The 23,840-nt window shown below is 28.5% G+C and carries 21 protein-coding genes; 18 read left to right on the top strand and 3 right to left on the bottom strand.

Annotated features, from left to right (window positions below; all coding sequences use genetic code 11):
- Positions 1–1,123 precede the first annotated feature (1,123 nt).
- The 5 genes from LXD69_RS00725 (at position 1,124) to LXD69_RS00705 (ending at position 5,519) form a co-directional block, all read left to right on the top strand.
- Positions 1,124–2,911: a serine hydrolase gene (locus LXD69_RS00725; protein ID WP_246916686.1), complete on the top strand. Its 1,788-nt coding sequence runs from the start codon at positions 1,124–1,126 to the stop codon at positions 2,909–2,911.
- An 88-nt stretch (positions 2,912–2,999) separates the two neighbouring features.
- Entirely contained in the window at positions 3,000–3,143 is a 144-nt protein-coding gene (locus LXD69_RS00720) for a hypothetical protein (protein ID WP_246916683.1), read from the top strand.
- Positions 3,144–3,208: 65 nt separating this feature from the next.
- Entirely contained in the window at positions 3,209–4,156 is a 948-nt protein-coding gene (locus LXD69_RS00715) for an FAD-dependent oxidoreductase (RefSeq protein ID WP_246916680.1), read from the top strand.
- A gap of 163 nt (positions 4,157–4,319) precedes the next feature.
- The gene (locus LXD69_RS00710) at positions 4,320–4,898 is read left to right on the top strand and encodes a tetratricopeptide repeat protein (RefSeq protein ID WP_246916678.1); all 579 of its coding nucleotides are present in this window, start codon (positions 4,320–4,322) and stop codon (positions 4,896–4,898) included.
- A gap of 138 nt (positions 4,899–5,036) precedes the next feature.
- Positions 5,037–5,519: a YdeI/OmpD-associated family protein gene (locus tag LXD69_RS00705; protein WP_246916675.1), complete on the top strand. Its 483-nt coding sequence runs from the start codon at positions 5,037–5,039 to the stop codon at positions 5,517–5,519.
- A 164-nt stretch (positions 5,520–5,683) separates the two neighbouring features.
- On the opposite strand, the gene LXD69_RS00700 is transcribed toward LXD69_RS00705, so the two are convergent.
- Positions 5,684–6,307: a MarC family NAAT transporter gene (locus tag LXD69_RS00700; RefSeq protein WP_246916672.1), complete on the bottom strand. Its 624-nt coding sequence runs from the start codon at positions 6,305–6,307 to the stop codon at positions 5,684–5,686.
- A gap of 106 nt (positions 6,308–6,413) precedes the next feature.
- Here LXD69_RS00700 and LXD69_RS00695 point away from each other — a divergent pair, with 106 nt between their 5' ends.
- A complete protein-coding gene (locus LXD69_RS00695) occupies positions 6,414–6,770 on the top strand; it encodes a CoA-binding protein (RefSeq protein ID WP_045972723.1) in 357 nt (118 codons plus the stop codon).
- Here the strand turns inward: LXD69_RS00695 and LXD69_RS00690 are convergent.
- Positions 6,747–8,267 (bottom strand): sodium:solute symporter, encoded by a 1,521-nt coding sequence (locus LXD69_RS00690; protein ID WP_045972721.1) that lies wholly within the window; start codon positions 8,265–8,267, stop codon positions 6,747–6,749. The two genes, LXD69_RS00695 and LXD69_RS00690, sit on opposite strands and share 24 nt — an antisense overlap.
- A 77-nt stretch (positions 8,268–8,344) precedes the next feature.
- On the opposite strand from LXD69_RS00690, the gene recR reads away from it, so the two are divergent.
- The 8 genes from recR (at position 8,345) to LXD69_RS00645 (ending at position 18,366) form a co-directional block, all read left to right on the top strand.
- Positions 8,345–8,965 carry a recombination mediator RecR gene (gene recR / locus LXD69_RS00685; protein WP_045972719.1) on the top strand — a complete coding sequence of 207 codons (621 nt, stop codon included), beginning with the start codon at positions 8,345–8,347 and terminating at the stop codon, positions 8,963–8,965.
- Between the two features lie 68 nt (positions 8,966–9,033).
- Complete coding sequence (locus LXD69_RS00680; RefSeq protein ID WP_045972717.1) at positions 9,034–9,837, top strand: polysaccharide biosynthesis/export family protein; 804 nt, start codon at positions 9,034–9,036, stop codon at positions 9,835–9,837.
- 10 nt (positions 9,838–9,847) lie between these two features.
- The gene (locus tag LXD69_RS00675; RefSeq protein ID WP_246916671.1) at positions 9,848–12,304 is read left to right on the top strand and encodes a polysaccharide biosynthesis tyrosine autokinase; all 2,457 of its coding nucleotides are present in this window, start codon (positions 9,848–9,850) and stop codon (positions 12,302–12,304) included.
- Positions 12,305–12,329: 25 nt separating this feature from the next.
- The gene (locus LXD69_RS00670) at positions 12,330–13,307 is read left to right on the top strand and encodes an SDR family oxidoreductase (RefSeq protein ID WP_246916666.1); all 978 of its coding nucleotides are present in this window, start codon (positions 12,330–12,332) and stop codon (positions 13,305–13,307) included.
- Positions 13,308–13,310: 3 nt separating this feature from the next.
- On the top strand, positions 13,311–14,699 hold the full coding sequence (locus LXD69_RS00665) for a UDP-glucose 6-dehydrogenase (protein ID WP_246916664.1): 1,389 nt from the start codon (positions 13,311–13,313) through the stop codon (positions 14,697–14,699).
- 3 nt (positions 14,700–14,702) lie between these two features.
- On the top strand, positions 14,703–15,980 hold the full coding sequence (locus LXD69_RS00660; RefSeq protein WP_246916661.1) for a nucleotide sugar dehydrogenase: 1,278 nt from the start codon (positions 14,703–14,705) through the stop codon (positions 15,978–15,980).
- 59 nt (positions 15,981–16,039) lie between these two features.
- Entirely contained in the window at positions 16,040–17,215 is a 1,176-nt protein-coding gene (locus LXD69_RS18035) for a sugar transferase (protein WP_317236307.1), read from the top strand.
- Positions 17,216–17,232: 17 nt separating this feature from the next.
- Complete coding sequence (locus tag LXD69_RS00645) at positions 17,233–18,366, top strand: aminotransferase class I/II-fold pyridoxal phosphate-dependent enzyme (RefSeq protein ID WP_246916659.1); 1,134 nt, start codon at positions 17,233–17,235, stop codon at positions 18,364–18,366.
- Here LXD69_RS00645 and LXD69_RS00640 read toward each other — a convergent pair.
- Positions 18,359–19,093, bottom strand: coding sequence for a tyrosine-protein phosphatase (locus LXD69_RS00640; protein WP_246916656.1), 735 nt, complete (start codon positions 19,091–19,093; stop codon positions 18,359–18,361). The genes LXD69_RS00645 and LXD69_RS00640 overlap by 8 nt on opposite strands.
- Positions 19,094–19,476: 383 nt before the next feature.
- Between LXD69_RS00640 and LXD69_RS00635 the strand changes: the two genes are divergently transcribed.
- Genes LXD69_RS00635 through wecB form a run of 4 tightly spaced genes read left to right on the top strand, consistent with a single transcriptional unit; the run spans position 19,477 to position 23,836 of the window.
- On the top strand, positions 19,477–20,325 hold the full coding sequence (locus LXD69_RS00635; RefSeq protein ID WP_246916654.1) for an ABC transporter permease: 849 nt from the start codon (positions 19,477–19,479) through the stop codon (positions 20,323–20,325).
- A 45-nt stretch (positions 20,326–20,370) separates the two neighbouring features.
- A complete protein-coding gene (locus tag LXD69_RS00630) occupies positions 20,371–21,666 on the top strand; it encodes an ABC transporter ATP-binding protein (RefSeq protein WP_246916651.1) in 1,296 nt (431 codons plus the stop codon).
- A complete protein-coding gene (locus LXD69_RS00625) occupies positions 21,647–22,660 on the top strand; it encodes a polysaccharide biosynthesis protein (protein ID WP_317236306.1) in 1,014 nt (337 codons plus the stop codon). Before LXD69_RS00630 ends, LXD69_RS00625 begins: the two co-directional genes overlap by 20 nt.
- A gap of 57 nt (positions 22,661–22,717) precedes the next feature.
- Entirely contained in the window at positions 22,718–23,836 is a 1,119-nt protein-coding gene (gene wecB / locus LXD69_RS00620; protein WP_246916648.1) for a non-hydrolyzing UDP-N-acetylglucosamine 2-epimerase, read from the top strand.
- Positions 23,837–23,840 lie beyond the last annotated feature (4 nt).

Genomic DNA, 23,840 nt, shown 5'->3' with positions numbered 1-23,840 from the left:
CTCAAACTTGTCATGCTGTAAGCATCCCATTAGCAACTCCATAATACTATACATTAGTTTGGGTGTTTTTATAAAAGAATGTTGAGTTCTTGTATAACTTCTCGATACGCTTCGCACTCGAAGTGACGTAGTTTGAGTCGTCTGTTTGAGTGTTTTTTATGGAATAAAATGGAATAAAATGGAATAAAACTTCTCGATACGCTTCGCACTCGAAGGGACGAGTATCGAGAACTACAAACTTGTCATGCTGTAAGCATCCCATTAGCAACTCCATAATACTATACATTAGTTTGGGTGTTTTTATAAAAGAATATTGAGTTCTTGTGTAACTTCTCGATACGCTTCGCACTCGAAGTGACGAGTATCGAGAACTACAAACTTGTCATGCTGTAAGCATCCCATTAGCAATGGAAGTTCTTGTATAACTTCTCGATACGCTTCGCACTCGAAGTGACGTAGTTTGAGTCGTCTGTTTGAGTGTTTTTTATGGAATAAAATGGAATAAAACTTCTCGATACGCTGCGCACTCGAAGGGACGAGTATCGAGAACTACAAACTTGTCATGCTGTAAGCATCCCATTAGCAATGGAAGTTCTTGTATAACTTCTCGATACGCTGCGTACTCGAAGTGACGAGTATCGAGAACCACAAACTTGTCATGCTGTAAGCATCCCATTAGTAATGGAAGTTCTTGTATAACTTCTCGATACGCTGCGCACTCGAAGTGAAGTAGATTGTGTTTACTATGTATTGAAAAGAAATTTTAGTTTTTGCACCACGTCTGTTTGAGTGTTTTTGTGCAGTAAAACGGAACAAAAAATGTATCGAGAACCGTTTTTAATGAAATTTTTCTTGTTCTCGGTACGATTTTCTGTCGAAAAACACTCGAACTGATAAAAAAAATCATCAAAAATTAATTACATCCAACGGGTTTTTATTATAAAATTGCAGCATAATAACAAGAAATCCTTCATACAAAAGCAAATCATTACTCCCAATATTCCAAACAAAAAATCAATTAAAAAAAACAAAAAAACACACAAGTCAATTCATATAAAAAGATAATAGAAATGCAGAAAATGCATTTAATTTTTATAAATTGCTATAACTAAATAAATTTAATATGTCTAGAAAATATTTTTCGCTACTTTTTCTTTTTATCAGCATTTCCATTTTTTCACAAACCAAGCTAAATGAAAAAAATCTTGATAAACAACTATTAAAATTACAAGAAACCACTCAAACAGTTGGTTTTTCAGTTGCCATTGTTAAAGATAATCAAGTAATCTATTCCAAAGGATTTGGTTATAGAGATGCAGAACAAAAATTAAAAGCAAACGAAAATACTTTATATCCTATTGGTTCCACTTCAAAAGCATTTACTACTGCTTTATTAGGTATTATGGAAGAAGAAAAAGGATTAAAATTTACCGATAGTCCTATAAAATATTTACCTGAGTTGAAATTTTACAACGATGAATTAAATAATAAAATCACCATTTTAGACATGATAAGCCATCGCACAGGTTTACCACGTCATGATTTTTCATGGTATTTATTCCCTATCGAAAACAAAGACAGCCTTTTGTCTCGTGTAAAATATCACGAACCTTTTACAGGCATAAGAGAAAAATGGCATTATAACAATTTCATGTACTTAGCACAAGGTTTAATCACAGAAAAACTAACAGGAAAAAGTTGGGAAGACAATATTAGAGAACGTTTTTTTAAACCATTAAATATGTCAACTTCAAATTTAAGCATTGAAGAACTAAAAAAACAATCAAATATTTCAAAAGGATATTCATTAGAAAATTTTGAAACCAATGAAGCAATTCCTTATTACGATATTGCAGCAATTAGTCCAGCAGGAAGCATTAATAGTAGTGTAAAAGAAATGGCAAATTGGCTTAAAATTTGGCTAAATGAAGGAAAATTAAATGAAGTTCAAGTATTACCTAAAAGGTATGTAGAAAAAGCCATTAATCCATTAATGTTAGTTGGTAACGGTATTGCAGACAAACAATTTCCAAACCAACATTTAAATAGTTATGGTTATGCTTGGTTTGTTTCTTCATATAAAGGACATTATAGAGTAGAACATGGAGGAAATATTGATGGTTTTTCTGCAAATGTATCTTTTTTTCCTACCGATAAAATTGGAATTGTTGTACTCACAAATCAAGATGGATCAGCTTTACCAACTCTAGTAAGAAACGCAATTTCTGATGAAGTTTTAAATTTAGAAAAAACAGATTGGGTAGCCTATTATGACAAATTAATAGCACCTTTAAAAAAACAAATTAAAGACAAAAAAGAAAAAGAAGCAGAAAGCAAAGTTAACCATACAACCCCAACACATAATATAACAGAATACACTGGGAAATATAACCATAAAGGCTATGGAACATTTCAAATTGAAGTTAAAAATGATTCGCTTTGGGCAAACTTTACAAGAGAAAAAGTATATTTAAAACATACACATTATGATATTTTCAAAGGATTTGCTCTAAAAGGCAATAAAGTAAGCAGCGACGAAGTAGGTTCAAATTTCAATTTTCAGACTAATGATTTAGGAGATATTGAATCAGTTAAACTAAATATAGAAACTACTTTAGATCCAATTATTTTTAAAAGAAGTCCTTTAGAAGTGGCTGTTTCTACAGAAAAATTGAATAAATATGTAGGAAGCTATTTGCTTTCTGGAGTAGAGCTAAAAATTTCTATTAAAAAAGACAATTTAAAACTTTTTGTTCCTGGGCAACCAGAATATACTTTAATTCCAATAAAAGAAAATGAATTTTCAATTAAAGGATTATCAGGATACAAAGCTGTTTTTGAAGAGAAAGACAATAAATTAAATGTAGTATTACACCAACCTAATGGAGTGTTTACTGCTGTAAAACAATAACCATAATTGTATTAAGCAAAAGTATAATATTAGCACTTTTCATTAGTCTAGCTTCTTGTAATGTAAACAATAAATAACCTATGATATTGTGATTGAAAATGCAAGAGTTATTAATCCAGAAACCAATGCTAATGAAAAATGGAATGTGGTAACTTCTGGAGATAAAATCCTAGAAATAATTAAAAGCAAACTAAAAGAAAAAAAACATAAACGGAATAGATGTATTTTTTAATTGAAAATGGTAAAAATGAAAGCTAAAGCACTCCTTGAAAAAGTAATTAAAAGTGAACTGAAAAAATGAAAACAGTAACCGTTTTAGGATGTGGAATTGTAGGCTTAACAACTGCGATCAAACTACAAGAACAAGGATACAAAGTAACAATAATTGCTAAAGAACGTTTTAACAAAACACTTTCTAGTAAAGTTGGTGCAATTTGGTTTCCCTTTGAAGTTCATCCAAAAGAAAAAGCCAACAAGTGGGCAACACTTGCCTACCAAGAATACTTGTTAGATATAAAAGAAGGAAATGGCATTGCTTTTATTCCATTTATAACCTCATATAATAACGAAAGCAACACCGATTGGACAAACCAATTACCTAAAGAATCTGTTAGAAAAGCTTTGTCAGCAGAATTACCAAAAGGAATAGAAATGGCATATATTTCAATAGTTCCCTTGGCAGAACCACTTTTATATTTACCTTATTTATTTACTCGTTTTACAAATAATGGAGGAGCATTTAAAGAACAACAAATTATAAGTTTACAAGAAGCAGCAAATCTAAATACATTAATAATTAATTGCACCGGTTTAGGTGCAAAAGAATTATGCAATGATACTGATTTACAACCAATGCGGGGACAAATATTACGCTGTGAAAAAATGGATATTCCATCTTATGCTGATTCAATAAAAAAAGGAGCATTGAGTTATATTATTAACCGAAGCGAAGACTGCGTAATTGGCGGAACTGATTACGAAAATGATTGGAATACCAATGTAGAAATAAATGATACAAACTTAATTATTAAACGCCTTTTAGACATTGGATTATCACAAAAAACGCCCAATATAATAGAAGAAATTGTAGGTTTAAGACCAAAAAGAAGCGCTGTTCGTTTTGAGTTTGACGAAAATTTCTCCAATATTTTTCACAATTACGGTCATGGTGGAGCTGGTTTTACAGTAGCTTGGGGTTGTGCCATTGATCTTGTTGAAATAGTAAAACATGAAATTTATTACTGAATAAATAATTATAATTAAAAACAGTTAAAAGTAATGACTTAGGTAAAAACATACTTTCGAGTCTTCTCTAAAGGCACAAAAGGTTGCGTTATATTTGTTTTAGTTTAGACTAGTCTCCACTTCTTTTAGCTGTAAAACGTTGTGTTTAATGTAAAAAAAACAAATGGAATATAAATTACCAGAAGATAAAATCCCAATTTTCAACTTAAATTTTGAGAAAGGAAATGAGTTGGTTGATGGTTTGATTATAGCAAAAGGAGAAAGAAGACCGAAATTAGGATTTTGGAATAAAAGAAAAGCTAAAAAAGCAATCAAATATTATTCTAAATGCTTGTCTATGATACCAAATCATTGGCAAACGAATTGGTTGATAGCAAAGGTTTACCAAGCAATGTCCGAAAATAAAAAAGCTTTAAATCATTTTGAAACAGCGGTTAAAATAGAAAAAACAAATCCCGACTTACCACGCGAAGCCTCAATTTCTGCAATGGATTCAGGAAATGTAAAATTAGCGGTAGAATATTCTCAAGAAGCAATTAATCGTGAATCAAATGACGCTGGACTTTATTGTAATCATGCTTTAAACTTGATGGTTTTAGGTAATGATGATAAAGCTAAAATTTATATTGATAGAGCAATAAAAATGGCTCCTGATGATGAAATAAATAAAAATGTTTACGCACTAATAAATGCTGTTGCGAGTGGTGAAAGAAAAAGACCAAAATACAATGAATTGAACTAAAAATACGAAACACAACAAAGACTATAAGTAATTGAAGAAAAAGGAATAAAACAAAAGGGAGTATATAGATCAGTATTAAATCTTCAACTTACAATAATCAAGATCGTTAGCAAATATCCAGACAAATACTCAATTTAAATGAAAGAATTTAATGCGAAAATTGAAATTATCGGAATAAATCCCTTCGTTTTTATTCCAGACGACGTTTTGAATTATATTTTTGAAAAGGCAGAAAAAAATAAAGGAAAGATTCCAGTTCGCATCAAAATTGAAGGACACGAGTTTGAACAGACCTTGATAAAATACAGCGGACATTGGCGACTTTATTTAAACACTCCAATGAGGCAATCTGCCAAAAAAGAAGTTGGACAAATAACACGAATTGAAATCGAGTTTGATCCAAACGAAAGAAAAGTACCCTTTCATCCAAAATTTAAAAAAGCGTTGGAAGAAAATGAGAATGCAAAAAAGATATTTGATAATTTATCACCTTCCTTACAAAAGGAAATTTTGAGATATTTGTCATTCCTAAAAACAGAAGAAAGTATAGACAGAAATGTAAAAAAAGCCGTAAATTTTCTTCTTGGAAAAGAGAGGTTTATTGGAAGAGAAAAACCATGAGATTATTTTCTATTGATATGTAACAAAATAGTGAAATGAATATTAATATGCAATTACATAAGGATATAAGATTGAGCATGATAAATAGTATTCTAATCTCTTTTGTAGTTGAAAAGAAGTAAAGTTTGTCAAAGTATTTAAGGATTTTTTATATTGCGAAAGAATTAAATACTTTGAAAAATATTTACAACAGAACTACTGATGTATTGAATTCCAATTGCAATAACTATAAATCCAATAATCCTAGAAATGGCTACAATACCTGAAGCTCCTAAAATTCTAGAAATGTAGTGAGCACTTCTTAAAATTAGAAAGATGGTTAGAGCAACACATAAAATAGCAATACAAGTTATCATTTTTTGTGCTATTTCGGGTTGTTCTTGATACATAGCAATTAATAATGACATAGAACCAGGACCAGCAAGCATTGGCATGGCTAAAGGAGTTAATGCAATGTCATTTCTACGCATAGCATCATTAGTTACTCTTTTATTTACTCCTTTTTTCTTGCTAACATTACCAGAAAGTAAACTAAAACCAGAATTAACAATCAATAAACCTCCAGCAATTCTTAGAGCATCTATGCTAATTCCGAAAAAAATAAGTACATATTTTCCAATGAAATAAGAGATAATTAATATTATTGCTACGTTAATGGCTGCCCAAAGAGAAATTCTAGATCGTTCTTGTTTAGTATCATCTTGTGTAAGTCCTACAAAAACAGGAACAGCTCCTAAAGGGTTTAAAACAGAAAATAAGGCGGCAAAAACATAAATAAATAATTCCATTCGATTTTTTTACAAAGTAAGTTGTACTTTTTTAGTTAAAGTTTAAAAAAATGTTATTTCAAAGTTATGATTAATTTTTATTAAATTTATAAAAAAAAATAGATAAATGAAAACATTAGTTATAGGAGCTACTACAAATAAAGAGCGATATGCATATAAAGCAATTCATAATTTAGTAGGAAAAAGCCATCAAGTAGTTGCTATAGGTGCAAAATCAGGAATGGCTTTAGATGTTAAAATAGAAACTGAAAAAATTCCATTTTTAGGAATTGATACAGTAACACTATATATCAATCCGAAAAGACAAGAAGAATACTATGATTATATCATTTCTTTAAAACCTAGAAGGGTAATTTTTAATCCAGGAACAGAAAATCCCGATTTTTATAAATTATTAAACGATAATGGTATTAAAAATGAAATTGCTTGTACACTTGTTCTACTTGCGACTAATCAATATTAATCCTAAAAAAGTTAATATTCCATTTATTAATAATAGTTCAAAACCAAATTGATAATAATTGTTTTTTGCAAATAAGACAGCACATTCCCATTTGGTTTGTGCGATACTACAATCTGTAAAATCAAATTTTAAGTAGCTATATATTGCTGTTGCAATACTAATTATATATGTTAAAATAGGGGATAGTATTGCAACTATTGGAACGTACTTATCTTTAACTTTAATTTTGGTAAACAATCCAAAAGCGTATAAACCTAGTAATGGACCATAAGTGTATCCAGCATAAGTGAAAAGTTTAGAAATTACACTAGCATCGTTAATTAGATATTTGAAAGAGATAATTACTAAAATTAAAATTAGAGAAATTAAAACATGTATTTGTTTTCTAACTTTTACTTGTTTTTTAATGTCATATTTTTTTTCAATATTTAAAATATCAATGCTAAAAGAAGTTGTTAAAGAAGTTAAAGCGCTATCAGCACTACTATAAGCAGCAGCAATTAATCCTAATAAGAAGAAGATGAAAATTCCTGAACCTAAATAGTCTTTTGCTAAAACAGGAAATAAATCATCTTTATGAGCATCTATTCCGTTTTGTTGTGCATAAACAGTTAATAATAAACCTAGACATAAGAATATCAAATTAACTATGGTTAAAACAATAGTGAACCAAAAGATATTTTTTTGCGCATCTTTCAAACTTCTACATGTTAAGTTTTTTTGCATCATATCTTGATCTAACCCAGTCATTACAATAGCAATAAAAGCTCCTGATATAAATTGTTTCCAAAAGTAATCTTTAGATAAAATATCATCGAAAAAGAATGTTTTAGACAAGTCACTATTTGAAATAAAATGGATTAATGTATCTCCTCCTAAATCTAATGAACCGCTTACATGATAAATCGTAACACCTAATGCAATTAACATAAAAAGAGTTTGCAAAGTATCGGTCCAAACAATTGTTTTAATACCAGATTTAAAAGTATATAGCCAAATTAGAAGTACTGTTATTGTAACTGTTTGCCAAAATTCAATTCCTAATTCATCAAATAAAATAATTTGCAATACGTTTGCTACAAGATATAACCTAAAACTAGCACCTACAATTCTTGATAATAGAAAGAGAGAAGCTCCTGTTTTATACGAATAATTTCCAAATCGACTGTCTAAATAGGTGTATATTGAAGTCAAGTTGAGCTTGTAATATAAAGGCAATAATATTGTTGCTATTACAAAATAACCAACAATATATCCTAGTACAACTTGCATATAGCTAAATTGAGAACTTTCAATCCAACCAGGTACAGAAATAAAAGTAACTCCAGAGAGTGAAGCGCCAATCATTCCAAAAGCGACTAAATACCAAGGAGATTGCTTATTTCCTTTAAAGAAGGATTCATTGTCATTTGTTTCTTTTCTTCCAACAAAAAAGGAAAAAACGATTAAAAGAAGGAAATAAGAAAGAATTATAGTTATAATTGTAATGGGTTGCATAAATAGTAATATTGAGAAACAAAGATAATAGAATAAATAAATTATTCTAAAGTGTTACTTTTGTATTTTTGTAAACTATGGAATTACCTTCAAGATTATTAGAAAATGCTGTCGATGAAATCTCTCAATTACCAGGAATAGGTAAGAGAACTGCTTTACGTTTAGCATTGCATCTTTTAAGACAGCCAGAGAATCAGACTTTACTGTTAAGTTCTGCATTAGAAAAAATGAGAAAAGAAATTCAGTATTGTAAACAATGTCATAATATTTCAGATTCAGAAACATGTAAGATATGTGAAAGCAATACAAGGAATAAATCGATAATTTGTGTTGTTGAAGATGTTAGAGATGTTATGGCAATAGAAGGAACAGGTTCGTTTAAAGGAGTTTATCATGTTTTAGGTGGTAAAATCAATCCTATTGAAGGAATTGGTCCATCACAATTGAATATAAGCTCATTAGTTGCTAAGGTATCAAAAGGAGATATTAGTGAGGTAATCTTCGCATTGAGTTCAACAATGGAAGGAGATACTACAAATTTCTATATATATAAGCAATTAAAAGAATATTCAGTTTTAACGTCTACAATTGCTAGAGGAATTTCTATAGGTGATGAATTAGAATATGCAGATGAAGTGACTTTAGGAAGAAGTTTAATGCATAGAATACCTTTTGAACAGTCAATCAAACAAGTTTAATGAGATTTTTCAGAATATATTCAGAAAGATATAATTCTAACAACTATATTTGTTTTTTTTAAAGAAAAATGATGAAAATAAAACACATCTTACCATTCATAGTTTTGTCAATATTGTTTACTTCTTGTATTCCAAATAAAGATTTGGTCTATTTGCAAAACCCAAAAAAAGATAATCAAGCAATAGAAGTTAATGCAGCAGCATCAAAACCATATAGAGTACAAACTAATGATATTTTAAACATTTCTATTAAAGCTTTAGATCAAAAATTAGTTGAAATGTTTAATCCATCAACTTCTCAAAATCAAAGCGCCAATCAAGTGTCTCCACAAAATTTATATTTTAATGGATTTAGTGTTGATGATCATGGGAATATTCGAATTCCAGTTTTAGGAGAAGTAAACGTAATGGGATACACTGTTGAAGAAATAAGAGAAACAATTGAAAAAAGATTGTTAGATGAGTATTTTAAATATGAATCTAGAATTTTTGTTACAGTAAAATTAGCAGGACTTAGATACACTGTTAATGGCGAAATAGGAAGTCCAGGAACAAATGTTTTATATCAAGATAAAGCTACAATAATGGAAGCCATTGCAAACTCTGGAGATATAACTTTGACAGGAGATAGAAAAAATGTGCAAATTATACGTAAATATCCTCATGGTTTTGAGACATATACTATTAATCTAACTGAAGCTTCTGCAATAGAATCGCCTTATTTTTATTTACAACCAAATGATTATATCTATATAAAACCATTAAAACAAAAATCTTGGGGAACTGGAACTACAGGAGTTCAAACAATAAGCACAATAATCACAGCCCTATCACTTATTACAACAACTATTTTATTAACAAGAAATTTGTAATTATTTTAAAATGTTAGATATTAAAGATTTTACTTTTTTTGAATCTCAATCCAACTTCGATTTTAAAGGATTTTTTTTAAAAATTATAAGATATTGGAAATGGTTTCTATTGTCTTTAGTTATTGCATTTCTCATTGCCTATAATGTAAATATCAGAAAAGAGAAAATATATGGAATGGAATCTGTAATTGTTGTTAAGGATGAAAATAATCCTTTTTTTACATCAAATACAAGTTTAGTTTTCAATTGGGGAGGCGTATCAGATAAAGTGCAAACGGTTATTACTACTTTAAAATCGCGTTCGCATAATGAAATAGTAGTAGAAAAGTTACAATATTATATTCAATATAAAGTTAAAGACAAATACTTTTTTAAAGACGCTTATGGAAATGTGCCTTTTACTGTTCAAATAGATAAAAACAAAGGGCAATTAGCATCAACACCTATTCAAATTAAATTTATAAATGAAAGTCAATACGAACTAAGTGTTGATTTTGCAGAATATCCTTCAAGATCATTAATTCATTATATTGATAATTCTAGAAGTGAAATAGCTATTGATGAAGAAATTTTTAAAAAAGTATATAAAATAAATGAAGAAGTTAATCTTCCTTTTGCACATTTTAGAGTACAATTAAACCCAAATGCTAGTCAATATACAGGAAAAGAATATTATATAGGATTTGAAGATTTTAATAATACAGTCATAAAATATAAAAGTATTAATATTGAAGCCGATAATAAAGCACAATCGGTTGTAAGTCTACAATTACAAGGAACAAATAAAAACAGATTAGTTGAGTATTTAAATACAACCGTTAATGTATTGAGAAAAAATCAATTAGACAGTAAAAATCTTTTTGCAACTAATACTATTGATTTTATCGATAGTACTTTAGTTATAATGGAAGGACAGATTAAAGATGCAGAAAGTGAGCTAAAAGATTTTAGAAAAGGGAAAAATGTATTTGAAATAGAAGGAGGTGGACAAATATTAACAGAAAAATTATCTGAGTATGATGTTCAAAAAGACGAAGTAGATAGAAAAATAAGATATTTAAACAATTTAAAGTCATATTTAGATAAAAGCATCGATTTTTCAACATTGCCAGCTCCAAGTGTAGCCAGTATAGAAGATCCAAATATCATTTCTAATGTTTCAAGATTAATTGAGTTATCAAAACAAAGAGATGAATTAAATTATGCAGTTAAAAGCGGTAAAATGTTTACCGAATTTGACGTTGAAATGGATGCTATAAAGAAAGTGCTTTTAGAAAATATTTCTAGTTCAAAAAGTGCATTAATGATAGATTTAAGTATCATAAATAAAAATATTTCTAAAGCAGAATCTGAAGTAAGTGTTTTACCAGAACAACAACAAGAGCATTTAAAAATATCTAGAAAATATAACTTAAAAGATAATATTTATAATACGTTTTTACAAAAGCGAAGTGAAGCTGAAATTGTAAAAGCAGCAAACATTTCAGATATAGATTTTATTGATCCAGCAAAAGATGTAGGAGGAGGATTAAGGGGGCCAAAAACAAGTATTAATTATATCTTAGCAGTATTATTAGGTGTTTTAATACCTTTAATAATCATATTCATTTTAGTTTTGTTAGATAATAATTTAAACACTATTGATGATATTCAAAAGCTAACAAAAATTCCAATAATAGGAGTTGTAGGAAAGAAAAATACAGAAAATAATTTATCGGTTTATGAAAAACCAAAATCACCTTTAGCAGAATCCTTTAGAGCTATTCGCTCTTCATTGCAATTTTTATATAAAAAACAGAAAAATGAAGGATCAAAAATATTAATGCTTACTTCATCTATAAGTGGAGAAGGAAAAACATTCTGTTCGATTAATTTGGCAACCGTTTTTGCATTAAGCGAAAAGAAAACAATTATTGTAGGATTAGATTTAAGAAAACCAAGAATATTTGGAGATTTTAATATTGATAATGTAACAGGAGTTGTCAATTATTTAATTGGACAAAAAAAATTAGATGAGGTAATCCAAGAAACATATATTCCTTATTTAGATTTAATATCATCGGGACCAATTCCTCCAAATCCAGCAGAATTATTGATGGGTGAAAGTATGAAAGAAATGATTGATGAATTAAGACTTCGTTATGACTATATAATTTTAGACACACCGCCAGTAGGATTAGTTTCTGATGCATTAGAATTAGCACATTATTGTGACGCTACATTGTATGTTACTAGACAAGGTTTTACAAAAAGAGGTATGCTTTCTGTTGTGAATGAAAAACATAGAAGAGGAGAGTTGCATAATATTAGTATTTTGTTTAATGGATTTCATAATAAAACAAAATATGGCTACGGCTACGGATATGGTTACGGCTATGGTTATGGAGCTTACGGTGAATCATATCATGATGAACAAGAAGAACAAAAAGGATGGAGAAAAATTTTGAATAAATGGAGGAAAAAATAATCTTCATTATTCTTAAAAGATAAATATGATTACAAATAAAAAAATACTTATTACAGGAGGAGCTGGTTTTATCGGTTCAAATCTTTGTGAATATTTTTTAGCAAATAATAACAAAGTTGTTTGTTTAGATAACTTTTCTACAGGACATAAATATAATATTGAATCCTTTTTGTTGAATAACAATTTTACTTTAATTGAAGGAGATATTAGAAATATAGAAATATGTAGACAAGCAACAAAAGGAGTTGATTATATTTTACATCAAGCAGCTCTTGGTAGTGTGCCAAGATCAATAGCAGATCCTATAACGTCTAATGAAGTAAATGTTTCAGGATTTTTAAACATGCTTGTAGCAGCAAGAGATGAAAAAGTTAAAAGATTTGTTTATGCAGCAAGTTCATCTACTTATGGAGATTCAGAATCATTACCAAAAATTGAAGATGTAATAGGAAAACCATTATCTCCTTATGCAATTACTAAATACGTTAACGAGTTATATGCAGACGTGTTTAGTAAAACATATAACATTGAAACTATTGGTTTAAGATATTTCAATGTTTTTGGAAGGAATCAAGATCCAAACGGAGCTTATGCTGCCGTCATACCTAAATTTGTAAAACAATTAATGAATTTAGAAAGTCCAGTTATTAATGGAGACGGAAACTTTTCTAGAGATTTTACATATATTGATAATGTTATTCAAATGAATGAATTAGCATTATTAGCAAATGATAAGAAAGTAATAAATACAATTTATAACACAGCTTGTGGAGATAGAACAACACTAAATGATTTAGTAAAGTATTTAAAAAGTATATTATCAGAATATAATTCTGAAATTGCAAATGTAGAGGTTATATATGGTTCTAATAGAGCAGGAGATATTCCTCATTCATTAGCAAGTATAGAAAAAGCAAAAAAAATGTTAGATTATAATCCGCAATACACATTAGAAAAAGGATTAAAAGAATCTGTCAAATGGTATTGGGATAATTTAAAATAAGTTATGATTAAAAATATTTGTTGTATTGGTGCAGGGTATGTTGGAGGACCAACCATGGCTGTTATAGCTCAAAAATGTCCAAATATTAAAGTTACTGTTGTTGATTTAAATGAAGATAGAATTGATGCTTGGAATAGTTCAAATTTAGAGAATTTACCAATTTATGAACCTGGTTTAGATAGAGTCGTAGAAGAAGCGAGAGGACGAAATTTATTTTTTTCTACAGAAGTAGATAAAGCAATTGATGAAGCTGAAATGATCTTTATTTCAGTTAACACACCTACAAAAACGTATGGTGTAGGAAAGGGAATGGCTGCTGACTTAAAATATATTGAACTTTGTGCACGTCAAATAGCAAGAGTTGCAAAATCAGATAAAATTGTAGTTGAAAAATCAACATTACCAGTAAGAACAGCCCAAGCAATAAAAGACATTTTAGACCATACAGGAAATGGTGTTAACTTTCAAATATTATCAAATCCTGAATTTTTAGCAGAAGGAACTGCAATCGATGATTTATTCGCGCCAGATAGAGTTTTAATTGGAGGAGATATAACAGAAAGTGGCCAAAAGGCAATAAACCAATTGGTTGATATTTATGCAAATTGGGTTTCAAAAGATAGAATATTAACAACAAATGTTTGGTCTTCTGAACTTTCAAAATTAACGGCTAATGCTTTTTTAGCGCAACGTGTTTCTTCTATTAATGCTATGAGTGAATTATGTGAAAAAACAGGAGCAGATGTAAACGAAGTTGCAAAAGCTATTGGTATGGATAGTAGAATTGGATCAAAATTTTTGAAAGCATCAGTTGGATTTGGAGGGTCGTGTTTTCAAAAAGATATATTAAATCTAGTCTATATTGCTAAATCATACGGATTAAACGAAGTTGCAGATTATTGGGAACAAGTTATTATAATGAATGACCATCAAAAACGTCGTTTTGCAAAAAATATGATAAGCACATTATATAATACTGTTTCAGGTAAAAAAATTGCTTTTTTAGGTTGGGCATTTAAAAAAGATACTAATGATACAAGGGAATCGGCTGCAATATATGTTGCTGATGATTTAATAAGTGAACAAGCAATGGTTTCAGTTTTTGATCCTAAGGTAGATGAAACACAGATTTTATTTGATTTAAATTACCTTGAAACAAGATCAGATATTGAAAATAAAAAGTATATTAAAATAGAAAAAGATCCATATTCTACTGTAGAAAATTCGCATGCAATTGCAATTCTAACAGAATGGGATGAATTTAAAACTTATGATTGGAAACGAATCTACGATTCAATGTTAAAGCCAGCATTTGTTTTTGATGGAAGAAATTTATTAGATAAAAAAGAATTAGAAGAAATTGGTTTTGTATATCAAGCCATTGGATCATAAACCATGAATATGAAAATTGCAATAATAGGGTTAGGATATGTAGGTTTGCCTTTGGCAAGATTATTTGCAACTAAATTTTCTGTTGTAGGTTTTGACATTAATAAGATTCGAATAGAAGAATTAAATAAAGGGATAGACTCTACTTTGGAAATAGATAATAGTACTTTAAAAAAAGTATTATTATCCTCAAATGCTAATGAAATAGGACTTTATTGTTCTTCTGATTTAGAAGATATTAAAGATTGTCAATACTATATCATTACAGTTCCTACACCAGTTGATAAGCATAATAGACCTGATTTAACACCACTTTATAAAGCAAGTGAAACAGTAGGGAAAGTACTTAAAAAAGGTGATGTTGTTATTTATGAATCTACAGTTTATCCTGGTGCTACAGAAGAAGAATGCATTCCTGTTCTTGAAAAAAATTCGGGACTTAAATTTAATATTGATTTTTTTGCAGGATATTCACCTGAAAGAATTAATCCAGGAGATAAAGAACATACTGTTGAAAAAATATTAAAAATAACTTCAGGTTCAACCCCAGAAATAGGAAAAAAAGTAGATGATTTATATAAAACGGTTATAACTGCCGGAACACATTTAGCGCCTACAATAAAGATAGCTGAAGCTGCAAAAGTAATTGAAAATTCTCAGCGTGATATAAATATTGCTTTTGTAAATGAGTTAGCTAAGATTTTTAATTTATTAGAAATAGATACTCAAGCTGTTTTAGAAGCAGCGGGAACAAAATGGAATTTTCTTCCGTTTAAGCCAGGATTAGTTGGAGGTCATTGTATAGGTGTTGATCCTTATTATTTAGCACAAAAAGCACAAGAAAAAGGATATCATCCAGAAATTATTTTAGCAGGAAGACGTCTTAATGATAGTATGGGAGAATATGTAGCTTCTCAGATTGTTAAATTAATGATTAAGAAAGGAATAAGTGTTAATGAAGCAGAATTACTAATGATGGGAATTACTTTTAAAGAAAATTGTCCAGATGTTAGAAATACTAAAATAACAGATGTTATTTCATCTTTGGAAGAATATGGAATAAAGGTTACTGTTTTTGATCCATGGGCAAATAAAGAAGAAGTAATGCATGAATATGGTATAACAAGTATTACTGAAAAACCATCTAGAAAATTTGATGCTATTGTGCTAGGAGTAGCTCATAAAGAATTTCAAAATATTGATTTTGATTTGTTGAAAAAAGAAAATAGCATCTTGTATGATGTGAAAGGAGTTTTGAGTTTACCAGTTGATGGTAAATTATAGACTACAATTATTTCTTTTTTAGTACTAAATAAGTAAAAGAGATTATATAAAATTAGAGTATGTACAAAAAATGGATTAAGAGATTAGTAGATGTTTTATTTTCCATTATTGGATTATTTCTTCTTTTTCCTATTATACTTATTTTAATATTATTCCTAACTTTAACTAATAAAGGGAATCCTTTTTTTATTCAAAAAAGACTAGGGAAAAATAAAAAAGTTTTCAAGATTATCAAGTTCAAAACTATGAACGATAAGAAAGATAATAATGGAAATTTACTTCCCGATGAGAAGCGATTAACTCCAATTGGAAATTTTATCAGAACAACTTCTCTAGATGAAATTCCTCAACTTATAAATGTTATTATTGGGACTATGAGTTTAGTAGGACCAAGACCATTATTGACGCATTATGCCAATTTATATTTACCCTTTCAAGATCGAAGACATGAAGTGCTTCCTGGTATAACAGGTTGGTCTCAAATAAATGGTAGAAACGCATTAGATTGGAATAGAAGATTTGAACTAGATGTTTATTATGTTGAAAATCTCTCATTTTTATTAGATATTAAAATCCTTTTAAAAACAATAATAAAGATTTTTAAAAGAGAAAATATTACTGATAATAGTATTACTATAGAACCCTTTTTAGATTCTACAGATTTGTATTTATACGGAACAGGAGAATGGTGTGAATCATTTATAAATTTAATATTATCTGAAAGAAAGTATAATATTAAAGCAATTTTTGATGATTTTCCTAAAGTTGAAAAAGTATTAGAGTTTCCAGTAATTAAAATGGAAAATATAGAATTATTAGAAGATAAAAACATTATTATTACTATAAAAGACAATAAAATAAGAAAGAAAAAAGCACTATTTTTTAAATCGAATTTTGTAACTATAATTCATCCTAAAGCTACTGTTTCTAAATTTTCAAGTATTGGAAAAGGAACCCAAATTATGGAAAATGTTATTGTTGAAGATAAAGTAACAATAGGAAATCATATTGTTATAAATGAAAATACAAGTATAAAAAAATCATCTGTTTTAGAAGATTATGTGTATGTTTCTTCAAATGTTATTTTAGAAGAAAATGTTGTAATAGGAGAGTTAACAAAAATAAATGAAGGAGTAAAAATACTTGAAAATGTTATAATAGGAAAGAATGTCATAATCAAAAGCAATGCTATTGTGAGTAAAAATATTCCAGACAACTCAATTGTTGAAAAGTAATAGCAATTATAATAAGTATGAAGCAAGAGAAAAATAGAATATTACTTTCTCCTCCTCATATGGGAGGAAATGAACAGAAATACATTGCTGAAGCTTTTGTTAATAATTGGATTGCACCATTTGGACCAAATATTAAAAAATTCGAGAAAGATTTAGAATACTATTTGAAAGAGAATAGTAATGTTGTTGGTTTAAATTCAGGAACAGCAGCCATACATTTGGGACTAATTTTATTAGGAGTAAAATCAGGAGATGAGGTTCTTTGTCAAAGCTTAACTTTTTCAGCATCAGCTAATCCTATTGTATATCTTGGTGCAAAACCTATATTTATTGATAGTGAAAAAGAGACTTGGAATATGTGTCCAATAACTCTAGAAAATGCTATTTTGGATAGAATTGAAAAAGGAAATAAACCTAAAGTTATCATTGCTGTTCATTTATATGGAATGCCTTTTAAAGTTCAAGAAATTAAAAAAATTTCAGAAAAATATAATATTCCCATTTTAGAAGATAGTGCAGAAGCTTTAGGAAGTACTTATAATAATCAAAAATGTGGAACATTTGGAGATATTTCAGTTTTATCATTCAACGGAAATAAAATCATTACTACTTCAGGAGGTGGAGCACTAATTGCAAAATCAAAAGAAATAAAAGATAGAGCTGTTTTTTTAGCAACTCAAGCAAAAGATAATGCACCTCACTATCAACATTCTGAAATTGGATACAATTATAGAATGAGTAATATATGTGCAGGAATTGGAATAGGGCAAATGGAAGTTTTAGATTCTCATATTTTAGCAAGAAGAGAAATAAATGCTTTTTATAAAACGTTTTTTGAAAACAATAAAAATATTTGTCTTTTAAAAGAACCAAATGATAACTTTTATTCAAATCACTGGCTTAGTATTATACTTTTAGAATCGTATGAGAAAAGAGAAATATTACGAAATGCTTTTGAAGAAGCAAATATAGAAACAAGACCTGTTTGGAAACCAATGCATTTACAGCCTATATTTAAAGAATATCCATATTATGGAAGTAAGAATTCAGAAAATTTATTTGAAAGAGGACTGTGTTTACCTTCAGGATCAAATTTAACAGATAATGATAAAACTCGAATTTCGAAAGTAATTAGTTCATTTGTTAACTAAAAAAGACATTTTTACTTATTGCTAATTCAAATTTGTCTAAAGATTTTATAAGAATTTTATTTTTAAAAAATTCAATATGATTTTTATGATGAATATCAGAACCTACAAAATCAATTAAATTATTATTAAGTAACTTTTCAGCTATCATAGTTACATCCTTTCCATAATAACCAACACTTGAAAGTAAATTCATTTGAAAAAGACAACCAGCTTTTTTTAATTCTTCGTAAGTAGAAAATTTCGAATGGAAAAAAGTATAACGTTCAGGGTGCGCTAAAACAGGCTTATATCCTTTTAGCTGTAATTCAAAAAGAATATCATATAATTGAATAGGAGCATTTAAATAAGACATTTCAACTAAAACATAATTGTCTTTTAAAGTAAGTAAATTCTCGCTTTCAAACTGTATTACAAAATTTTCATCCATGTAATATTCAGAAGCACAATCAAGTTGAAGTTTAGTGCTCTCAAAAGAAAGTTCTTTTTCAACTTTTTTCTTAGTTTCAACTATAGTTTCCTTTGAGTTATTCCATACATTTTTTATAGTATGTGGAGTTGCTATTGCTTTTTTAAAACCTAAATCAATCATCTCATTCATTAAAAAACGAGAATCATTCATTTTTTTTGCACCATCATCAATACCAGGAAGTATATGAGAGTGAATGTCAACATAGTCATTAGGAATTAATTCAGAAAGCTTAGGTTTTGATTTAAAAAAAGGAAACATACTAAAAATTTACATTGCAAATATAAAGATAGTTTGTTAAGTGTATTGTTTGAACAGTATAATAAAGTATTTATTATTATCTTAGAAATCTTAACTTGTAGTTATGTTCTTCCCTAATGATTAATTTTAGATATTTCTCGCTATAATATTTTTAAATTGGATCTTCTAATTTTTCATAAGTAATTTGTCTTATATAAATTAAAGACAAGAGATATGTTTTGAAAAACATTAGCTAGTATCATATATTCGTAAATAGGTTTTTGAAATAGTTTTCTTCTTTTAATCAAAATTTTTGTTACTAGTTTGAAATAGTTTATTTTTGGAAAGTTTAACAGAAACATAGTTAAGGCAAATACTAAAATTTAAAAACCAATTAGTAATCCATGGAAACTCAATCGGAACAGTGGGACTCTGTTATCGAATCTAAACATCATCTTTTAAGGATAAATTTTAAAGAACTTTGGAATTATCGTGATTTATTAGTGTTGTTTGTAAGAAGAGATTTTGTTACAGTATATAAACAAACAATTTTAGGACCATTATGGTTTTTCATACAACCTATCTTAACAACTATTACTTTTACAATCATATTTGGAAATGTAGCTAAATTACCAACAGATGGAGCTCCGAAACTAGTGTTTTATATGGCTGGAATTACATTGTGGAATTATTTTTCAACTTGTTTAACAGCTGTTTCAGGAGTATTTAATTCAAATGCTGCAATATTTGGGAAAGTATATTTTCCAAGGTTAATAATGCCATTAACTATAGTAATTTCAAATTTAATGAAATTTGGAGTCCAATTTTTAATGTTCTTAATTTTTGTCTTTTATTATTATGTTAAGGGGAATATACAACCAAATAGCTATATTTTATTTACCCCAATAATTATAATAATTATGGCGATTATAGCTATGGGAATAGGTTTGATTTTATCATCAATGACAACTAAATATAAAGATTTAAATATGTTAATAGGTTTTGGTATTCAATTATTCATGTATGCCACACCAGTTATTTATCCAAGCTCATCAATACCTGCAAATTATCAATGGGTAATTAATTTAAATCCATTAGTAGGATTATTTGATTATATGCGTTTTGCATATTTAGGAGTTGGTTCATTCAGTGGCTTAGATTTATTATACCCAATTTGTTTTGCGATTGTAATATTATTTTTAGGAATAATAGTATTTAATAAAGTACAAAAATCTTTTATGGATACAGTTTAAGGATTTTTTTATAGAAATAATGTTGAAGTAAATGATTTTAAGAAAATGAGTAAAGTAGTAATAAAAGCGGAAAATATTTCAAAACAATATAGATTAGGACTTGTTGGTACAGGTACGGTGAGAGATGATTTTAAAAGATGGTGGTCAAATGTAAGAGGGAAAGAAGATCCTTTTTTAAAAATAGGAGAAATAAATAATAGAGAAATTAAAGGGCAAAGTGACTATGTGTGGAGTTTACGCGATATTAATTTTGAAATTAAGCAAGGAGATTCTGTTGGAATAATAGGAAGAAATGGAGCAGGTAAATCTACTTTATTAAAAATACTAAGTCAAGTAACACAACCTACTACAGGAAAAATATATAATAAAGGACGTATTGCGTCTTTATTAGAAGTAGGAACAGGATTTCATCCAGAAATGACAGGAAGAGAAAATATCTATTTAAATGGAGCAATTTTGGGCATGCGTAAACATGAAATTAAACGAAAGTTTGATGAAATTGTAGCCTTTTCAGGAGTCGAACGATATATTGATACTCCTGTGAAACGATACTCTTCAGGAATGTATGTGCGCTTAGCTTTTGCTGTAGCTGCTCACTTAGATTCAGAAATTTTAATTGTTGATGAAGTATTAGCAGTAGGAGATGCAGATTTTCAAAAAAAGTGTTTAGGTAAAATGAATGACGTAAGTAAAGGTGAAGGAAGAACAGTTTTATTTGTAAGTCATTCTATGGCAAGTGTTAAGAAATTGTGTAACAAAGGAATGGTTCTGCAAAATGGATCTATTGTGTTTCAAGGGTTAATTGAAGATGTTGTGAATTATTATGAAAATAATTTAATATCTACTGATAGAGTTTTGGAAATAGATTATTCAATTGATGATAATTTACCTATGCAAATTAAAAGAGTTGAATTATTAAATGAAAGAGTAAATAAGTTATTTAATACCTTAGATGAATTAATATTTGAATTTGATATAGTTTGTAGGGAGAATATTGAAGGAGCATATGTAACTGTTGATTTAAAAGATGTAAATGATGAATTAATTTATTGGTCTGGTGATTATTCTAGTAAGAGATTTATTGAGAATATTAAAGGTGAAATAAAAATGTTATGTAAGTTGCCTAAAGGTATTTTAACAAGTGGTATTTATAATGTGAGTTTTGCAATTTATTCCCCTGTAAATGGTGTAGTTCAAAATGAATATAATAAAGTTATAACTTTTGAGATTGAAGAAAGTCAATCTTCTTATTTAAGTCAATTCAATATAAACTATCCAGGTAAAATTGGGATTCCAAGTAAATGGGATGTAATTAAAATTAATGATGGACAATACGATTAAAAATAAAGTTTTATTAATTACAGGCGGAACAGGTTCTTTCGGGACAGCAGTACTTAATAAGTTCCTTGTGACAGAATATTTTAAAGAAATTCGCATTTTTTCTCGTGATGAAAAGAAACAAGATGATATGCGAAATCATTATAAAAATGATAAAATAAAATATTACATTGGAGATGTAAGAGATTATGTTTCTATTGAACCAGCAATGAAAGGAGTAGACTATGTTTTTCATGCTGCAGCTTTAAAACAGGTTCCATCTTGTGAATTCTTTCCTATGCAAGCGGTGAAAACTAATGTTGAAGGAACTCAAAATGTTTTAAGAGCAGCTACACATTTTAAAGTAAAAAAAGTAATTTGTTTATCAACAGATAAAGCGGCGTACCCTATAAATGCTATGGGTATTTCAAAAGCAATGATGGAAAAAGTTGCAATTGCTGAGTCAAGAAATTCTTCGGATACGATTATTTGTCTCACGAGATATGGAAATGTTATGGCTTCTAGAGGTTCTGTAATTCCTCTTTTTTTACACCAAATTGAGAAAGGCGAATCATTAACAATTACTGATCCGAATATGACAAGATTTTTAATGTCACTTGATGATGCTGTAGAACTAGTGCTGTTTGCTTTTAAAAACGGTCAACCAGGAGATATTTTTATAAATAAAGCTCCTGCATCAACTATTGAAGACCTAGCTAAAGCAATTTTAGAATTAAAAAAAACAGACAATAAAATAAAAATTATTGGAACAAGACATGGTGAAAAACTTTTTGAGACACTGTGTACAAGAGAAGAGATGGCAAAGGCTGAAGATATGGGAGAATTTTATAGAATTCCAGCAGATAATAGAGATCTTAATTATAGCCAATATTTTTCTGATGGGAAATCTATTTTGCCAGATATTAGCGATTATAATTCTCATAATACAACACGTTTGGATGTAAAAGGAGTAAAACAATTATTATTAAATCTTGAAGAAATTAAATCACTTGATTAAATGAGGTTATTTTAGATCATTTATCAAATTTAAAATTCAGATAATTTTTGCAACAAGATGAAAAAAATAAAACTTGCTACAATATTAGGCACTAGACCTGAAATTATTAGATTGGCAGAATGTATTAAAAAAAGTGATATTTATTTTAATCATATTCTAATACATACAGGTCAAAATTATGATTATGAATTAAATGAAATTTTTTTTGAAGATTTAGGCATTCGTAAGCCTGATTTTTTTCTAAATGTTGCAGGAAATCATTTAGGGGAAACGATAGGGAATGTTATTTCAAAATCGTATGAAATTTTATTAAAGGAAATGCCTGATGCTATTTTGGTATTAGGAGATACAAATAGTGTTTTAAGTACGATAGCTGCAAAACGATTGAAAATTCCAATTTTTCACATGGAAGCAGGCAATAGATGTTTTGATCAAAATGTTCCTGAAGAAATTAATCGTAAGATTTCTGATCATATAAGTGATATAAATTTAGCCTATACAGAAAATAGTAGACGGTACCTATTAAGCGAAGGATTTAGAAAAGATCATGTTTTTGTTACAGGTTCTCCTTTAAATGAAGTATTATTGAAATATTTAGATAAAATTAATTCGAGTACTATTTTAGATCGTTTAAATTTAGAAACATCTAATTATATAGTAGTTAGTGCGCATAGAGAAGAAAATATAGATATAAATACTAATTTCAATTTATTGGTAGAAGCCTTAAATGCAGTAGCCGAAAAATATAAAGTACCAGTAATCTTTTCTACTCATCCTCGTACTAAAAAAAGAATTGAAGAGAATGATATTCATTTCCATTCATTGATTAAGAATATAGTTCCTTTAGGATTTTTTGATTATGTTAACTTACAGAAAAATGCTTACATCGTTTTATCTGATAGTGGTACAATTAGCGAAGAATCAGCAATTATGAAATTTCCAGCGGTAAGTATCAGAACAAGTACAGAACGACCTGAAGCAATAGATGCTGGAACTGTTATTTTAGGTGGTATAACAAAAGATGAAATTTTAAATGCAATTGAAGTCACAAGAGGACTTTTTAATGATTCTATTGCTATTCCTTTTGAATATGAAGTCAAAAACACTTCTGATAGAGTAATAAAAGCAATTGTGAGTTATACTAGTATTGTTAATCGTGTAATTTGGAATAAATAAATTA

Origin of the sequence: Flavobacterium sediminilitoris, from assembly GCF_023008245.1 — a bacterium.
GTDB lineage: Bacteria > Bacteroidota > Bacteroidia > Flavobacteriales > Flavobacteriaceae > Flavobacterium > Flavobacterium sediminilitoris.
The sequence above is the reverse complement of the archived record's forward strand: the minus strand, read 5'-3'. Positions and strand labels throughout refer to the sequence as shown.

Excerpts from the sequence above, each read along its gene's own strand:
- LXD69_RS00675 (WP_246916671.1), top strand. The coding sequence starts at position 9,848 with ATGTTAGATATTAAAGATTTTACTTTTTTTGAATCTCAATCCAACTTC.
- LXD69_RS00715 (WP_246916680.1), top strand. The coding sequence starts at position 3,209 with ATGAAAACAGTAACCGTTTTAGGATGTGGAATTGTAGGCTTAACAACT.
- wecB (WP_246916648.1), top strand. The coding sequence starts at position 22,718 with ATGAAAAAAATAAAACTTGCTACAATATTAGGCACTAGACCTGAAATT.
- LXD69_RS00670 (WP_246916666.1), top strand. The coding sequence starts at position 12,330 with ATGATTACAAATAAAAAAATACTTATTACAGGAGGAGCTGGTTTTATC.
- LXD69_RS00680 (WP_045972717.1), top strand. The coding sequence starts at position 9,034 with ATGATGAAAATAAAACACATCTTACCATTCATAGTTTTGTCAATATTG.
- LXD69_RS00695 (WP_045972723.1), top strand. The coding sequence starts at position 6,414 with ATGAAAACATTAGTTATAGGAGCTACTACAAATAAAGAGCGATATGCA.
- LXD69_RS00630 (WP_246916651.1), top strand. The coding sequence starts at position 20,371 with ATGAGTAAAGTAGTAATAAAAGCGGAAAATATTTCAAAACAATATAGA.
- LXD69_RS00635 (WP_246916654.1), top strand. The coding sequence starts at position 19,477 with ATGGAAACTCAATCGGAACAGTGGGACTCTGTTATCGAATCTAAACAT.
- LXD69_RS00640 (WP_246916656.1), bottom strand. The coding sequence starts at position 19,093 with ATGTTTCCTTTTTTTAAATCAAAACCTAAGCTTTCTGAATTAATTCCT.
- LXD69_RS00705 (WP_246916675.1), top strand. The coding sequence starts at position 5,037 with ATGAAAGAATTTAATGCGAAAATTGAAATTATCGGAATAAATCCCTTC.
- recR (WP_045972719.1), top strand. The coding sequence starts at position 8,345 with ATGGAATTACCTTCAAGATTATTAGAAAATGCTGTCGATGAAATCTCT.
- LXD69_RS00625 (WP_317236306.1), top strand. The coding sequence starts at position 21,647 with ATGATGGACAATACGATTAAAAATAAAGTTTTATTAATTACAGGCGGA.
- LXD69_RS00710 (WP_246916678.1), top strand. The coding sequence starts at position 4,320 with ATGGAATATAAATTACCAGAAGATAAAATCCCAATTTTCAACTTAAAT.
- LXD69_RS00725 (WP_246916686.1), top strand. The coding sequence starts at position 1,124 with ATGTCTAGAAAATATTTTTCGCTACTTTTTCTTTTTATCAGCATTTCC.
- LXD69_RS00645 (WP_246916659.1), top strand. The coding sequence starts at position 17,233 with ATGAAGCAAGAGAAAAATAGAATATTACTTTCTCCTCCTCATATGGGA.
- LXD69_RS00665 (WP_246916664.1), top strand. The coding sequence starts at position 13,311 with ATGATTAAAAATATTTGTTGTATTGGTGCAGGGTATGTTGGAGGACCA.
- LXD69_RS00700 (WP_246916672.1), bottom strand. The coding sequence starts at position 6,307 with ATGGAATTATTTATTTATGTTTTTGCCGCCTTATTTTCTGTTTTAAAC.
- LXD69_RS00690 (WP_045972721.1), bottom strand. The coding sequence starts at position 8,267 with ATGCAACCCATTACAATTATAACTATAATTCTTTCTTATTTCCTTCTT.
- LXD69_RS00660 (WP_246916661.1), top strand. The coding sequence starts at position 14,703 with ATGAATATGAAAATTGCAATAATAGGGTTAGGATATGTAGGTTTGCCT.
- LXD69_RS18035 (WP_317236307.1), top strand. The coding sequence starts at position 16,040 with ATGTACAAAAAATGGATTAAGAGATTAGTAGATGTTTTATTTTCCATT.